Genomic DNA, 13758 nt, shown 5'->3' with positions numbered 1-13758 from the left:
TGTGGCGAACCAGCGGAATGCGGATCGTGCAGGCTGTACCCCTGCTGCTCTTCGTCTCGGCGCTCACCTTCTTCCTCCAGTTGTTCATTCCGGGTGACGCCGCCCGGTCCATCGGAGGACTGACCGCCTCGCCCCAGGCGATCGCCGCGCTACGGCACCGCCTCCACCTCGACCAGCCGGTCTGGGAGCGCTACTGGGCCTGGCTGAAGGACGCGGTGCACGGCGACCTCGGACGCTCGATCAGCAACAACGAGTCGGTCGCGGGCACGCTCAACACCCGGCTGGGGGTGACCCTCTCCCTGGTGATCGCGACCACCCTGCTCGCGCTGGTCGTCGGAGTCGTCCTGGGCATGGCGAGCGTGCGCGGCGGGCGCACCACCCGGCTCGCCGCGGACAGCGCGTCCATCGCGGGCATGACCATCCCCGCCTTCTGGGTCGGTCTGCTGGGCATCTGGGTCTTCAACACCCGGTTCGGCCTGCTGCCCGCGAACGGATACGTGTTCTTCGGGACCTCCGCCGGCGGCTGGGCGCGCTCACTGGTCCTGCCGGTGGCCGCCCTGGCCTTCGCCCTGGTCACGGTGATCGCCAAGCAGACCCGCGAACAGTTCGCCGACGTACTGAGCCGCGACTTCGTACGGAACCTGCGCGCCAACGGCGTCAGCGAGCGCTCCATCCTCTTCAAGCACGCGCTACGGCACGTCTCCGTCACCGTCCTGACCGTGGCGGGCAACAACCTCATCGGACTCCTCGGATCGGCCGTGGTGATCGAGGAACTCTTCGGTCTGCCCGGCCTCGGCAGCGCGGCGGTCACGGCCGCGTCCAGCGGTGACATTCCGGTCATCCAGGGAGTGGCGGTGTACTTCACCCTCATCGTGGTCGGACTGAATCTCCTGCTCGACCTCGCCATCGGCTGGCTCAACCCACAGGCGGTCGCCGCATGAGCACATCCCAAGTCCCCTTCCTCCGGCGCGCGTTGGGCCGCCCGCGCATCACGATTCCGGCCGTGATCCTGATCCTGGAGCTGATCGCGTCGTTCGGCGCGAGCCGGCTCGCCCCGTACCCGCCCCAGCAGGCGGACTTCGCCGCCGCGCTCTCCGGACCGAGCGCCAAGCACCTGCTCGGCACCGACCGCCTCGGCCGCGATGTGCTGTCGCGGCTGATGTACGGCGGCGCGGACACGTTCCGGGAGATCGCGATCGCCGTGCTGATCACCCTGGTGATCGCGGTCCCCCTCGGCCTGGTCGCCGGCCTGCGCCGGGGCCGCATCGACGCGGTGCTGATGCGGCTGGCCGACGTGGTGATGTCGATCCCCGGCATCATCCTGCTGCTGATCGTGCTGGCCCTGTTCTCGCAGAGCATGACCGCGGCCATGATCGTGATCGGCCTGCTGTCGGTACCCGGCATGATGCGGGTCGTCCGGTCCGCGTCGCTCACGGTCGGCCGGGAGACCTACGTCGCCGCCGCGCGGGTCTCCGGGCTCGGCACCTGGCGCGTGGCCCGCCGGCACGTGCTGCCCCGGATCACCGGTCTGATCCTGGTGAACGCGGCGCTGGCCTGCGCGAACACCCTGCTCATCGCGGCCGGCCTGAACGCCATCGGCCTCGGCGTGAAGCCGCCCGCACCGTCCTGGGGCGGCATGATGGCCGACGCCGCGCAGACCCTGAACCAGAGCCTCTGGCTGGCCATCCCGACCGGCGGCCTGGTCGCCGTCACGGCCGCCGCGCTGATCGTCCTCGGTGACGGCCTGCGCGACATGCTCGCCGAACGCTGGTCCGGCGCGTCCCACGCGACAACGACCCGGCGCCGTACGGCAGTTACCGCCACGGTGGCCGCCCCCGCGGTACCGGAGTCCGACGACGCCTGGCTGCTGGCGGAACCGCGACCGGTCGTACGGCTCACCAAGGTGACCGTCACCGCGGAGGCCGAGCACGGCGAGGTCGAGCTGATCAGCGATGTGAGCCTGTCCGTGGGGCAGGGCCGCACGGTGGGACTGGTCGGCGAGTCCGGCTGCGGCAAGTCCATGACCGGGCTCGCCCTGCTCGGCCTGCTGCCGAACGGGGCCCGCGTCTCCTCGGGCACGGTCGAGATCGACGGCGTCGACGTCGGCTCGTACGGTCCCGCCCAGTGGCGGGCCCTGCGCGGCGGCACCATCGCCTTCATCTCCCAGGAACCCATGGTCGGTCTCGACCCCCTCTTCACCATCGGCCAACTCCTGCGCGAGGCGGTACGCACCCACGAGAAGCTCTCCCGCAAGGAAGCCACGCTCCGGGCCCGTGAACTCCTCGCGCAGGTCCAACTCCCTGATCCCGAGCGGGTGTTGAAGCTTCGCCCGTCGCAGATCTCCGGCGGTATGGCACAGCGCGTCTCCATCGCCGTCGCGCTGGCCGGACGCCCGCGCGTCCTCGTCGCCGACGAACCGACCACCGCGCTCGACGTCACCGTCCAGCGCGAGATCGTCCAACTGCTGCGCACGATCCAGCGGGACACCGGCATGGCGCTGCTGATGATCAGCCACGACTGGGACGTCATCGCGGAGGCCTGCGACACCGCCCTCGTCATGTACGCGGGGCAGGTCGTCGAAGCCGGTCCGACGGAGCGCGTCATGACCGCGCCGCTGCACCCGTACACCCGCAAGCTGCTCGCCGCGAACCCGCGCCTGGCGACGGTCGGCGAGCCCATCCCCACCATCCCCGGCACCGTGCCGCCCCCGGGCCAGTGGCCCGTCGGCTGTCACTTCGCCGACCGGTGTCCCGACCGCGTCGCCCGCTGCACCGAGGCGCCGATCGCCCTGACCCAACCCGATGACCAGGGCGTCGCCCGCTGCGTCCTGGTCGGCGAAGAGCTGGGCGAAGAACTGCTGGAGGTGTCCTCGTGAGCACGAACGACGGGAGCACGAACGACGGGAGTACGACCGGTGCGAGCGCGTCCGGCGTGAGTGCGTCCGGTGTGAGCGTGACCGAACAGCCCCTGCTCGACATCCGGGACCTCTCGGTGTCGTACCACCGCCGTGGCAAGGGCACCCCGGCCATCCGTGACGTGTCCCTGGACATCCGGCCCGGCGAGACCGTCGCCCTGGTCGGCGAGTCCGGTTCCGGCAAGTCCACGCTGGGCCGTGCCGTGCTCGGGCTGACGGCCGTCACCCAGGGCACGATCCTGTTCGACGGCGAGGACATCACCCGTGCCGGCGGCGCCCGGCGCAAGGAGCTGAGCAAGAGCGTCCAGGCCGTCTTCCAGGACCCCAACGGCTCGCTCAACCCGGCGCTGACCGTGGGCCAGACCCTGGCCGAACCGCTCCGGGTGCACTCGCGCGACGAGCGGGCCGTGGTCCTGAAGCGGGTACGGGAGGTACTGGCCCTGGTGGGGCTGCCGGCCGAGGCGGCCGACCGCTATCCGCGCCAGTTCTCCGGCGGCCAGCGGCAGCGGATCGCGATCGCCCGGGCCCTGGTGATGGCGCCGAAGCTCATCGTCTGCGACGAACCGGTCAGCGCCCTCGACCTGTCGGTCCAGGCCCAGGTCCTGAACCTCTTCTCCGATCTCCAGCGCGAGACGGGCGTCAGCTATCTGTTCATCTCCCACGACCTCGCCGTGGTACGGCACCTCGCCCAGCGGATCGTCGTCCTGTACCGAGGTGACGTCGTGGAGAGCGGCACGACCGAGGAGGTCTACGCCGACGCCCAACACCCCTACACCCGAAAGCTGTTGGCGGCGGCCGGAGTGGAGGGGGCACCCGCTCCCTCCGCCCGCTGACCCCGGACAGTCCCCAACTCCCGTACACGGAGGCCCACATGCAGCAGTTCGCCGACCGCTTCGGCGTCACCAAGCCCCCGGAGCGGTCCGGCTTCAGCGCCGAACGGCTGGGCCGGATCACCGAGTTCTTCGACCGGCAGACCGAACTCGGGGTCATCCCCGGCTGGTCGGCGCTCGTGGCCCGTAACGGGGAACCCGTGTACGCGGCGGGCGGCGGACTCCGGGATCTCGAAGCGGGGCTCCCGGTCGAGCCGACCACACTGTGGCGCCTGTACTCCATGACGAAACCGGTGACGTCCGTCGCCGCCATGATGCTGGTGGAGCGCGGACTGCTCGGACTCGACGACCCGGTCAGCGAGTACATCCCCGAGTTCGCCGACATGACGGTCTACGACGGCGGGTCGCCGGGGAGTGTGCGGGTCCGCCCGGCCGCCCACCCGGTGACCGTGCGCCACCTGCTCTCCCACACCGCCGGGCTGACCCTCGGACTGGCCCACATGAACCCGGTGGACGCGCTGTACCGGCAGGCCGGCCAGGACGTACTGCCGCTGCCGGGCGCGACACTCCGGCAGCTGTGCGCCGACGTGGGCGCCCTGCCGCTGCTGTTCGAGCCGGGCACCGCCTGGAACTACTCCCTGGGCGTCGATGTCCTGGGCCGGATCGTCGAGGTCGTCGGCGGCGAGAGCCTCGACACCTTCGTCGAGAGCAACGTGCTCGGCCCGCTCGGGATGACCGACACGACGTTCGTGCTCGCGCCCGAGCGGCTGCCGGATCTGGCGGAGGTCTACAGCCCGGACCCGGAATCGGGCCGGCTCGTCGTGAACCAGGAACTGCGGCCCACCTTCCGCGAGCCGGCGCCGTTCCCGTCCGGCAGCGGCGTCCCCGGACTGGTGTCGACCCTGGAGGACTACCACCGGTTCGCGGCCATGCTCGTACGCGGCGGCGAACTGGACGGCGAGCGGCTGCTCGGCCCTCGGACCCTGGCGCACATGACGGCCAACCACCTGCCCGGTGGCGCCGACATCAACTCCTTCGGGCTGTACCCCGACGACGAGCACCGGGGCTGCGGGTTCGGGCTGGGCTTCTACGTCATGACCGACCCCGTGGCCGGGGGCTCGTTCGGCAACAAGGGGGAGTTCGGCTGGTCCGGGGCCGCGAACACGCACTTCTTCGTGGACCCCGTCGACGGGGTCACGGCGGTCTTCTGCACCCAGGTCGTCACCTGGGGCAGGCACCGGACGCCGATGCGCCGCCAGTTGCGGAACCTCGTGTACCAGGCGATGACATAAAGCATGTTCGGCGATGACATAGGGGATATTCCCGGCGTTCCGTTCGTCGGGGCGGGGGCGAGTGTGTGGCCGTGGTGAAGCAGGGGGTCCACAGGCGCTAGCGTGGTGGCTCCATGAAACTGCTGCACACCTCCGACTGGCACCTGGGCCGGGCGTTCCACCGCGTGAACATGCTCGGCGCCCAGGCCGACTTCGTGAGCCACCTCGTCACCACCGTGCGCGAGCGCGCCGTGGACGCGGTGGTCGTGTCGGGAGACGTGTACGACCGGGCGGTGCCGCCGCTGGCCGCGGTCGAGCTGTTCGACGACACCCTGCACCGGCTCGCCGACCTGGGCGTGCCCACGGTGATGATCTCCGGGAACCACGACTCGGCCCGCCGTCTCGGTGTCGGCGCCGGGCTGATCGACCGCGCGGGCATCCACCTGCGTACGGAGCCGTCGGCCTGCGGGACGCCCGTGGTGATTCCGGACGCGTTCGGCGACGTGGCCTTCTACGGGCTGCCGTATCTCGAACCCGCCCTGGTGAAGGCCGAGTTCGGGGTCGAGAAGGCAGGGCACGAAGCCGTTCTCGCCGCCGCCATGGACCGGGTCCGCGCCGACCTCGCCGGCCGCGCGCCCGGCACCCGTTCCGTGGTCCTCGCGCATGCCTTCGTCACCGGCGGCGAGGCCAGCGACAGCGAGCGGGACATCACCGTCGGCGGAGTCGCCGCCGTACCGGCCGGTGTCTTCGACGGCGTCTCCTACGTCGCGCTGGGCCATCTGCACGGCTCCCAGACCATCACCGAACGTGTCCGCTACTCGGGTTCCCCCCTGCCGTACTCCTTCTCCGAGGCCGACCACCGCAAGAGCATGTGGCTCGTCGACCTGGACGCCGACGGAACCGTCACCGCCGAGCGCCTCGACTGCCCGGTACCGCGCGAACTGGCCCGTATCCGGGGCACGTTGGAGGACCTGCTCGACGATCCGGACCTCGCGCGGCACGAGGAGGCGTGGGTCGAGGCGACACTCACCGACCCGGTCCGCCCGGCCGACCCCATGGCCCGGCTCACCGAACGTTTCCCGCACACGCTCAGCCTCGTCTTCGACCCCGAGCGGGGCCCCGACGACCCCGACGTGTCGTACGCCCGGCGCCTCGCGGGCCGCGACGACCGTGAGATCGCCGACGACTTCGTGGCCCACGTACGCGGCGCCGGTCCCGACGAGGACGAACGGACCGTGCTCCAGGAGGCGTTCGACGCGGTGCGCGCGGACTCGGTCGTACGGGAGGTGGCGCCGTGAGGGTTCGGTGGGGTGCGGCGGATGTGTGGTGCGGCGCGGTGGACGCGCGGTGCGATGTCGGCTTCACGCGGCGAGCGGGAGACGGAGGCGGTCGCGGATGAGGCTGCACCGGCTCGACATCACCGCCTTCGGTCCCTTCGGTGGTTCGCAGACCGTCGACTTCGACGAACTGTCCTCCGCCGGGCTGTTCCTGCTCCACGGACCGACCGGCGCCGGCAAGACCTCCGTCCTCGACGCCGTGTGCTACGCGCTCTACGGCTCGGTGCCCGGCGTCCGGCAGTCCGGCCAGGGGCTCACCCTGCGCAGCGACCACGCGGAGGCCGGCACGCGCACGGAAGTCCGGCTCGAACTGACCGTCGCCGGGCGGCGGTTGGAGCTCACCCGGCAGCCGCCCTGGGCCCGCCCCAAGAAGCGCGGCACGGGCAGCACCCTGGACAAGGCGCAGAGCTGGCTGCGCGAGTACGACGCGATCGCCGGCGCCTGGAAGGACCTCAGCCGCTCGCACCAGGAGATCGGCGAGGAGATCACCCAGCTGCTGGGCATGAGCAGGGAACAGTTCTGCCAGGTCGTGCTGCTGCCCCAGGGTGAGTTCGCGCGGTTCCTGCGCTCCGACGCCGAGGCACGCGGCAAGCTGCTCGGCCGGCTCTTCGACACGCACCGCTTCGCCGAGGTCGAGAAACGGCTCGCCGAACGGCGCCGCGCCACGGAGACCCAAGTCCGCGAGGGCGATGCCGAGTTGCTCGCGGACGCGCACCGCATGCAGCAGGCGGCCGGTGACGCCATGGAGCTGCCGGACCTCACCCCGGGTGAACCCGGCCTCGCCGACGAGGTGTTGAGCGCGGCGGCCGTCGCGCGCAGTACCGCACGCGAGCAACTCGCCGTCGCGCGCAGTGGGCTCACGGCTGCCGAGTCCGCGCAGGCCGCCGCCGATCGCGAGCTTGCCGACGTACGTGAACTGGCGCGCCTGCAACTGCGGTTCACGCAGGCGCGGGAGCGGGCCACGCTCATGGAGCAGCGGGCCGACGGCTATCGGCAGGCACAGGCGCGGATGGAGCGGGCCCGCAAGGCGGAGGCGGTGGCGCCGGCGCTGGAGCTGCGCGAGGCCGCCGACGCCGAGCACCAGGACGCCGCCCGGGCCGAGTCGCGTGCGCGTGACCTGCTGCCGGAGACCTTCGCGGGCGCCGGTGCGGCCGGGCTGGCTGCCGCCGCACGCCGGGCCGCCGAGGAACTGGGCGGACTCGAGTCGGCCCGCCGCGCCGAGCAGCGGCTCGCCGAACTCGGCACCGAGCGCGCCGAGTTGGACCGCCAGGAGCGCGCCGACGAGGACGTACGGCAGGAGGCCGAGGCCTGGCTCGCCGAGTGGGACGCCACCCGTGCGGGACTTCAGGCGCGGATCGAGTCGGCGCAGGAGGCCACCACCCGGGCCGAACAGCTCGGCGTCCGGCGCGAGCCCGCCGAGCGGCGGCTCGGGGCGGCCAGGCAGCGGGACCAGTTCGCCGGTGACACGGAGGACGCCCAGCGGCAGGTGCTGGCCTGCGCCGAACACGCCTTGACCACCCGCGCCCACTGGCTCGACCTCAAGGAACAGCGGCTGAACGGCATCGCCGTCGAACTCGCCGCCCACCTCACCGACGGCGCACCCTGCGCGGTCTGCGGAGCCACCGAACACCCCGCGCCCGCACGTAAATCCGCTGGCCACGTCGACCGCGCTGCGGAGGAACAGGCCCTCACCGCTCACCAGCGCGCCGAGGAACAGCGCACCGAGGCCGAGCGGCGCCTGGCCGTCGTACGGGAAGCCCTCGCCGCCGCCACCGCCGAGGCGGGTGACGCGCCGACCGGCCAACTCGCCGACGAGGTCGCGGAGTTGGAGCGGTTGTACGAGCAGGCGCGCCGGGACGCGTCCTGGCTGCACCCCGCGACCGAGGAACTGCGCCGGGCCGAGCAGGAGCACGAGCGGCGGACCGCGATCCAGCAGCAGGCCGCCCTCAGGGCCGCCTCCCGGACGACCCTGCGCGACACCCTGGACCGCGAACGGGCCTCCCTGGAAGGGGAGTTGGCGCAGTCGCGGGGCGCCGCCGAGAGCGTGGCAGCGCGTGCCGCCCAGCTGGAGCGACAGGCCGCGCTGCTCACCGACGCGGCCGACGCCGCCCGGGGTGCCGAGGACACCGCGCAGCGGCTCAAGGACGCCGACGCCCGGCTCGCCGACGCCGCCTTCCGGGCCGGGTTCGACACCCCGCAGGCCGCTGCCGCCGCCCTTCTCGACGACACCGCCCATCGCGAACTCCAACGGCGCCTGGACGCCTGGCAGTCGGAGGAGGCCGCCGTACGGGCCGTGCTGGCCGAAGTCGACACGGCGGCGGCCGCGCAGCAGGCGCCCGCAGATCTGGACGCGGCGGAGCGAGCCGCGACCGAGGCCGTTCAGCGGACCCGGGACGCGGCCTCCGCGCACGACGCGGCGGCCCGGCGCTGCACCGAACTCGACCGGCTCTCCGCCCGATCGGCCGCCGGAGCACGTCAACTGGCGCCGCTGCGCGAGGAGTACGACCGGGTGGCCCGCCTCGCCACCCTCACCGCCGGCACCTCGGCCGACAACGAACGCCGGATGCGCCTGGAGTCGTACGTCCTCGCCGCCCGCCTGGAACAGGTGGCCGCCGCCGCGACCGTACGGTTGCAGCGCATGTCCTCCGGGCGTTACACCCTTGTCCACTCGGACGACCGGGCCGGGCGTGGCCGTAGCGGACTCGGGTTGCATGTCGTCGACGCGTGGACCGGGCGCGAGCGGGACACGGCGACGCTGTCCGGCGGCGAGACGTTCTTCGCGTCGCTCGCCCTCGCGCTCGGACTCGCGGACGTGGTCACCGACGAGGCCGGCGGGGTCCGGCTCGACACCCTCTTCATCGACGAGGGTTTCGGCAGCCTCGACGAGCAGACCCTCGACGAGGTCCTCGACGTCCTCGACTCCCTGCGCGAGCGGGACCGCAGCGTCGGCATCGTCAGCCATGTCGCCGATCTGCGGCGGCGGATCCACGCGCAGCTGGAGGTCGTGAAGGGGAGGGACGGGTCGGCCGTACGGCAGCGGGGGCAGTGAGGTCGGTGAACCCCTGAGACCCCTGAGGTCAGTGGCCTAGCGGACGGCGCGGGAGCGGTGAGGAGTAGACGACGCTGGTGGTGACCGATCCCAGGGCGCCGATCTTCCCCGACACCTCCTCCAGGTGGCGCATCGAACGGGCCGCGACCTTGATCATGAAGCAGTCGTCGCCCGTGATGTGATGCGCCTCCAGGATCTCCGGCGTCACCGCGACCAGGTCGTGGAAGGGCTTGTAGTTGCCGTTCGGGTAGCGCAGCCGCACGAACGCCAGGATCGGCAGCCCCAGCCGCTCGGGGTCCACGACCGCCGCGTATCCCTGGATCACCCCCGCCTCCTCCAGCCGCCGCACCCGCTCGGTCACCGCGCTCGCGGACATGGAGACGGCCCGGGCCAGCTCGGCGAAACTGGCCCGGCCCTCGCGCTGGAGGACTTCGAGGATGCGCCAGTCGGTGGCGTCCGGGGAGTAAGAGGAATGCGCGGTCATGTCTGAGGAATAGCAGGGGAATCCCCGGCTGATCAAGAGGTACGCCGGGGATCGTCCCTTCAGCGAGCCGGTCACCGACCGTAGATTTCTCGACGTAGAGATGCAGAGACGTAGAGATGCAGACATGCAGACATACAGACATGCAGAGACGCAGAGACACCTTCGTGAAAAGCCGGACCATGAGCAGCAGTACCGTCGTCAATCCTGTTCTGCGGGTCGCCCCCGCCGCGCCTTCGGCAGCGGCTGCCCATTTCCGTGCGAGCCTCGCCTTCCACGCCGACGTCTCCGACGTGGCCGGCGCGCTCGCGGGCGGTGGCGACCCCGGTTTCGTCGTCCTCGACTCGCGGTCCACCGAGTCCTGGGACCAGGGCCACGTCCCCGGAGCGGTCCACCTCCCCACCGCGCTCATCCCCGAACAGGCCGAGGGTCTCCTCGACAAGTCCGTGCCGGTCGTGACGTATTGCTGGGGTCCGGGCTGCAATGGCGCCACCCGGGCCGCCCTCGCGCTCGCCGAACTCGGTTACCAGGTCAAGGAGATGCTCGGGGGGTTCGAGTACTGGGTGCGTGAGGGCTTCGAGTTCGAGACGTGGGAGGGAAGTGAGAGGGGTGCGGTCGATTCGTTGACGGCGCCGGTCGGCGCGGGCGACTGCGGCTGCTGATTCCCGGACGATGGGCTTCAACTCATCGCCCTGGCAGGTGAGTTCGCGCGCCGGCCGCTGACACGCGGGACCCTCGAACCATGAACATGTGGGCTCGCTGTGCGTGTAGGTTCTGCCCATGGCGCGATACGCGGAGCCGGGAACGGCGGTGCAGTGGGTGGAGTCGGGCGGCGGGCCGCTCATAGCGGTGCCGGAGGCGGTGCTGCCGTTCTGGACGGGAGCCGACGGCGACGAGCTGGCCTCGGACTACGACCGGGCGTGCGAGGTCGGTGGATACGCCGGCCTGCTGCCCGTGGGGGACAGCGCGGCGCTGGTCCTGGGTGACGATCCCGCGTCGACCTCCTTCCTGCCGGAGCACGGCACGTTCGTACGGTGGTGCGCCGCGAACTCCGAGGACGAGGTGCTCGCCGGCATGCCTGCCGCCCTCGCCGGCGCGACCTGGGAGAACGAGGTGCAGTGGGACGTACCCGGACCGGTCGTCCTGTTCGACTCGGCATGGCCCGGGCGGGAGTCGGAGGGCACGGAACACCTGAAGGTCGACCTGGAACCGGGCCGCTACGCCGTCCGCGCTGGCCAGTCCCAACCGGGCCCGGAGACGTGGCTCGGTCTCATCCAGCTGCGGCGACTTTCCCGCTGACGGACCCCTGATACGGCGACCGCGTCCCGAACCGGCGTGTGGGTGAGGGGACTTCACCCCTCGGCGTCAGACGCATACGGCGGCCGCGTCCCCAACTCCCGGACGCGGCCGCCGACATGTCGCACCGTGCGTCACCGCACCCCGCGTCACCGCACCCCGCGTCAGAGCTGCGACAACTCGTCCACCAGGTCGTCCAGGCCCAGCGACCCCTGCGACAGCGCGGCCATGTGCCAGGCCTTCAGGTCGAAGGCGTCACCGTGGCGCCGGCGTGCGTTCTCGCGGCCCAACAGCCAGGCCCGCTGGCCGAGTTTGTAGCCGATGGCCTGGCCGGGGATCGTGAGGTAGCGGGTCAGTTCGCTCTCCACGAAGTCCGCCGGGCGGCTGCTGTGCGCCCCGAAGAACTCCTGGGCCAGCTCCGGCGTCCACCGCTCACCGGGGTGGAAGGGGGAGTCCGCCGGGATCTCCATCTCCAGGTGCATGCCGATGTCGACGATGATCCGGGTGGCCCGCATCATCTGCCCGTCGAGATAGCCGAGTCGCTGCTCCGCGTCCTCCAAGTAGCCCAGCTCGTCCATCAGTTGCTCCGCATACAGCGCCCAGCCCTCGGCGTTGGCGCTGACCATGCCGACGGAGGCCTGGTAGCGGGACAGATCGTCGGCGACGTGCGCCCACTGGGCGAGTTGGAGGTGATGGCCGGGGACGCCCTCGTGGTACCAGGTCGAGACGAGGTCGTAGACCGGGAACCGGGTCTGCCCCATCGTCGGCAGCCAGGTGCGGCCCGGACGTGAGAAGTCCGCCGAGGGAGAGGTGTAGTACGGCGCCGCCGCGCTGCCCGCCGGCGCGATGTGCGACTCCACCCGCCGTACCCGCTCGGCGAGTTCGAAGTGGGTGCCGTCCAGTTCCTCGATCGCCTTGTCCATCAGGCCTTGGAGCCAGGCGCGGACCTCGTCGACGCCCTCGATGTGCCGGCCGTGCTCGTCGAGGTGTGCGAGCGCCACCCACGGGGTCTCGGCGCCGGGCAGGATCTTCTCGGCCTCCCGCTCCATCTCGGCGAGCAGCCTGTGGTACTCGGACCAGCCGTACGCGTACGCCTCGTCGAGGTCCAGCTCCGTACCGTTGTAGTAGCGCGCCCAGCGTGCGTACCGCTCTCGGCCCACCGTGTTCGGCGCGCCCTCGATCGCCGGCGCGTACACGTCCCGCATCCAGTCCCGCAGCTCCACCAGCGCCGCGGTCGCCGCGGTCGCGGCCTCGTCCAGTTCGGCGCGCAGGGAGTCGGGTCCTGCCGAGGCGAAGTCCTCGTACCAGCTGCGCCCCTGGCCGTCCGTGTCCGACCACTCGGTGAGCTGGCCGATGAAGGTGGCGGTCGGGCGCGGGCCCGCGAACAGCTTGCGGTCCAGGCCGAGTTGGAGGGACTCGCGGTAGCCGGTCAGCGCGGTGGGCACCGCGCGCAGCCGTTCGGCGATCGCCGCCCAGTCCTCGTCGGTCTGTGTCGGCGTCAGTGTGAACACCTCGCGCACCGAGTGCGCGGGCGTGTGCATGTTGCCGACCGCGCGGAGGCCCTCCTCGGCCTCGTGCACGGCGAGTTGGGCGGTGAGTCGTTCGCGCAGCAGGCGGGCGCAGCGGCGCTCGACGTCAGCGTCCGCTCCGGGCCGGCGCTCGGCCTCGTCGAGCTTCGCGAGCGTCGCCCGCTGAAGCTCCGCGAGGGCCTCCTGACCCGCGGGTGAGAGGTCGGTCAGGCGGCTCGAACTCTCCTTCACGCCGAGATACGTACCGGTGACCGGGTCGAGGGCGATGAGGTCGTCGACGTAGGCGTCGGCGACCTGCCGGGGCAGCGGAGTGTTGGTCTGCGACATGGAGACCATCCTCATACGCGGAACTTGTACCCGTCACCCTCATTCAGCTGTGGGCGTGGCAAGCGGCAGCAAAGGCCCGCAGTCCCACTGCTGGAAGATCAACCGGGTCTCCACCCGGGCCACTTCGCGCTGTGACGTGAACTCGTCCAGGACCAGCCGCTGCAAGTCGGCCATGTCCGCGACGGCCACATGGACGACATAGTCGTCGGGCCCGGTCAGATGGAACACGGTCCGCGACTCCGGCAGCGCCCGGATCCGCTCCACGAACGGCCCCACCAACTCCCGCCGATGCGGCCGCACCTGCACCGACAGCAGCGCCTCCAGCCCGCGCCCCAACTTGGCTGGATCGAGCCGCAGTTGATGCCCGAGGATCACACCGGCCCGGCGCAGCCTCGCCACCCGGTCCAGACACGTCGACGGCGCGACCCCGACCTGCGCCGCGAGCTCGCGATAGGTCGCCCGGGCGTCGTTCTGCAACAACCGCAGCAGATGGAGATCCACCGGATCCAGTACGACAGATTCGGTCATGAATCGAACGTAACACGGGCCATCGGCCATGGATCCCGCTCGATGTTCATCCTTCCGTCCATGGACACAACGAGCCCGCACCTCTCCCCGGCCGGTCGACGAGGGCCTCGCGCCCCGCTGGTTCACCATCGGCGACTCCAACTGGACGCTACGCGGAGCGCGTGGTCGAGGCCGGGACTGGCAGCTCCCGAAGGCA

The 13758-nt window shown here is 71.5% G+C and carries 11 protein-coding genes; 8 read left to right on the top strand and 3 right to left on the bottom strand.

What is annotated here, in order from left to right:
- Positions 1–17 precede the first annotated feature (17 nt).
- The 6 genes from ACNFOC_RS15605 (at position 18) to ACNFOC_RS15580 (ending at position 9401) form a co-directional block, all read left to right on the top strand.
- Positions 18–941, top strand: coding sequence for an ABC transporter permease (locus ACNFOC_RS15605; RefSeq protein ID WP_416959732.1), 924 nt, complete (start codon positions 18–20; stop codon positions 939–941).
- Positions 938–2875 carry a dipeptide/oligopeptide/nickel ABC transporter permease/ATP-binding protein gene (locus tag ACNFOC_RS15600; RefSeq protein WP_416959709.1) on the top strand — a complete coding sequence of 646 codons (1938 nt, stop codon included), beginning with the start codon at positions 938–940 and terminating at the stop codon, positions 2873–2875. The genes ACNFOC_RS15605 and ACNFOC_RS15600 overlap by 4 nt, the downstream gene beginning before the upstream one ends.
- The gene (locus tag ACNFOC_RS15595; RefSeq protein ID WP_521985186.1) at positions 2872–3747 is read left to right on the top strand and encodes an ABC transporter ATP-binding protein; all 876 of its coding nucleotides are present in this window, start codon (positions 2872–2874) and stop codon (positions 3745–3747) included. Before ACNFOC_RS15600 ends, ACNFOC_RS15595 begins: the two co-directional genes overlap by 4 nt.
- A gap of 38 nt (positions 3748–3785) precedes the next feature.
- Positions 3786–5036, top strand: a complete 1251-nt coding sequence (locus tag ACNFOC_RS15590; RefSeq protein WP_416959708.1) for a serine hydrolase domain-containing protein — start codon at positions 3786–3788, stop codon at positions 5034–5036.
- A 113-nt stretch (positions 5037–5149) separates the two neighbouring features.
- Positions 5150–6313, top strand: a complete 1164-nt coding sequence (locus ACNFOC_RS15585) for an exonuclease SbcCD subunit D (protein WP_416959707.1) — start codon at positions 5150–5152, stop codon at positions 6311–6313.
- Positions 6314–6410: 97 nt separating this feature from the next.
- Positions 6411–9401 (top strand): AAA family ATPase, encoded by a 2991-nt coding sequence (locus ACNFOC_RS15580; protein ID WP_416959706.1) that lies wholly within the window; start codon positions 6411–6413, stop codon positions 9399–9401.
- Between the two features lie 28 nt (positions 9402–9429).
- Here ACNFOC_RS15580 and ACNFOC_RS15575 read toward each other — a convergent pair whose 3' ends face one another.
- A complete protein-coding gene (locus ACNFOC_RS15575; RefSeq protein ID WP_416959705.1) occupies positions 9430–9885 on the bottom strand; it encodes an Lrp/AsnC family transcriptional regulator in 456 nt (151 codons plus the stop codon).
- Positions 9886–10064: 179 nt separating this feature from the next.
- Here ACNFOC_RS15575 and ACNFOC_RS15570 point away from each other — a divergent pair, with 179 nt between their 5' ends.
- Positions 10065–10544 carry a rhodanese-like domain-containing protein gene (locus ACNFOC_RS15570; RefSeq protein ID WP_416959704.1) on the top strand — a complete coding sequence of 160 codons (480 nt, stop codon included), beginning with the start codon at positions 10065–10067 and terminating at the stop codon, positions 10542–10544.
- 118 nt (positions 10545–10662) lie between these two features.
- Positions 10663–11181 (top strand): immunity 21 family protein, encoded by a 519-nt coding sequence (locus ACNFOC_RS15565; protein WP_416959703.1) that lies wholly within the window; start codon positions 10663–10665, stop codon positions 11179–11181.
- A 161-nt stretch (positions 11182–11342) separates the two neighbouring features.
- Here the strand turns inward: ACNFOC_RS15565 and ACNFOC_RS15560 are convergent, their stop codons facing one another.
- On the bottom strand, positions 11343–13034 hold the full coding sequence (locus tag ACNFOC_RS15560) for a DUF885 domain-containing protein (RefSeq protein WP_416959702.1): 1692 nt from the start codon (positions 13032–13034) through the stop codon (positions 11343–11345).
- Between the two features lie 39 nt (positions 13035–13073).
- Positions 13074–13562: an Lrp/AsnC family transcriptional regulator gene (locus ACNFOC_RS15555; RefSeq protein WP_416959701.1), complete on the bottom strand. Its 489-nt coding sequence runs from the start codon at positions 13560–13562 to the stop codon at positions 13074–13076.
- Positions 13563–13758: the final 196 nt, after the last annotated feature.

The organism is Streptomyces colwelliae (genome assembly GCF_048158785.1).
In the GTDB taxonomy this organism is placed as follows: domain Bacteria; phylum Actinomycetota; class Actinomycetes; order Streptomycetales; family Streptomycetaceae; genus Streptomyces.
Note: the sequence above shows the minus strand (reverse complement) of the source record. Positions and strands in the feature narration are given on the sequence as shown.

Excerpts from the sequence above, each read along its gene's own strand:
- ACNFOC_RS15565 (WP_416959703.1), top strand. The coding sequence starts at position 10,663 with ATGGCGCGATACGCGGAGCCGGGAACGGCGGTGCAGTGGGTGGAGTCG.
- ACNFOC_RS15570 (WP_416959704.1), top strand. The coding sequence starts at position 10,065 with ATGAGCAGCAGTACCGTCGTCAATCCTGTTCTGCGGGTCGCCCCCGCC.
- ACNFOC_RS15560 (WP_416959702.1), bottom strand. The coding sequence starts at position 13,034 with ATGTCGCAGACCAACACTCCGCTGCCCCGGCAGGTCGCCGACGCCTAC.
- ACNFOC_RS15605 (WP_416959732.1), top strand. The coding sequence starts at position 18 with ATGCGGATCGTGCAGGCTGTACCCCTGCTGCTCTTCGTCTCGGCGCTC.
- ACNFOC_RS15580 (WP_416959706.1), top strand. The coding sequence starts at position 6,411 with ATGAGGCTGCACCGGCTCGACATCACCGCCTTCGGTCCCTTCGGTGGT.
- ACNFOC_RS15575 (WP_416959705.1), bottom strand. The coding sequence starts at position 9,885 with ATGACCGCGCATTCCTCTTACTCCCCGGACGCCACCGACTGGCGCATC.
- ACNFOC_RS15555 (WP_416959701.1), bottom strand. The coding sequence starts at position 13,562 with ATGACCGAATCTGTCGTACTGGATCCGGTGGATCTCCATCTGCTGCGG.
- ACNFOC_RS15600 (WP_416959709.1), top strand. The coding sequence starts at position 938 with ATGAGCACATCCCAAGTCCCCTTCCTCCGGCGCGCGTTGGGCCGCCCG.
- ACNFOC_RS15585 (WP_416959707.1), top strand. The coding sequence starts at position 5,150 with ATGAAACTGCTGCACACCTCCGACTGGCACCTGGGCCGGGCGTTCCAC.
- ACNFOC_RS15590 (WP_416959708.1), top strand. The coding sequence starts at position 3,786 with ATGCAGCAGTTCGCCGACCGCTTCGGCGTCACCAAGCCCCCGGAGCGG.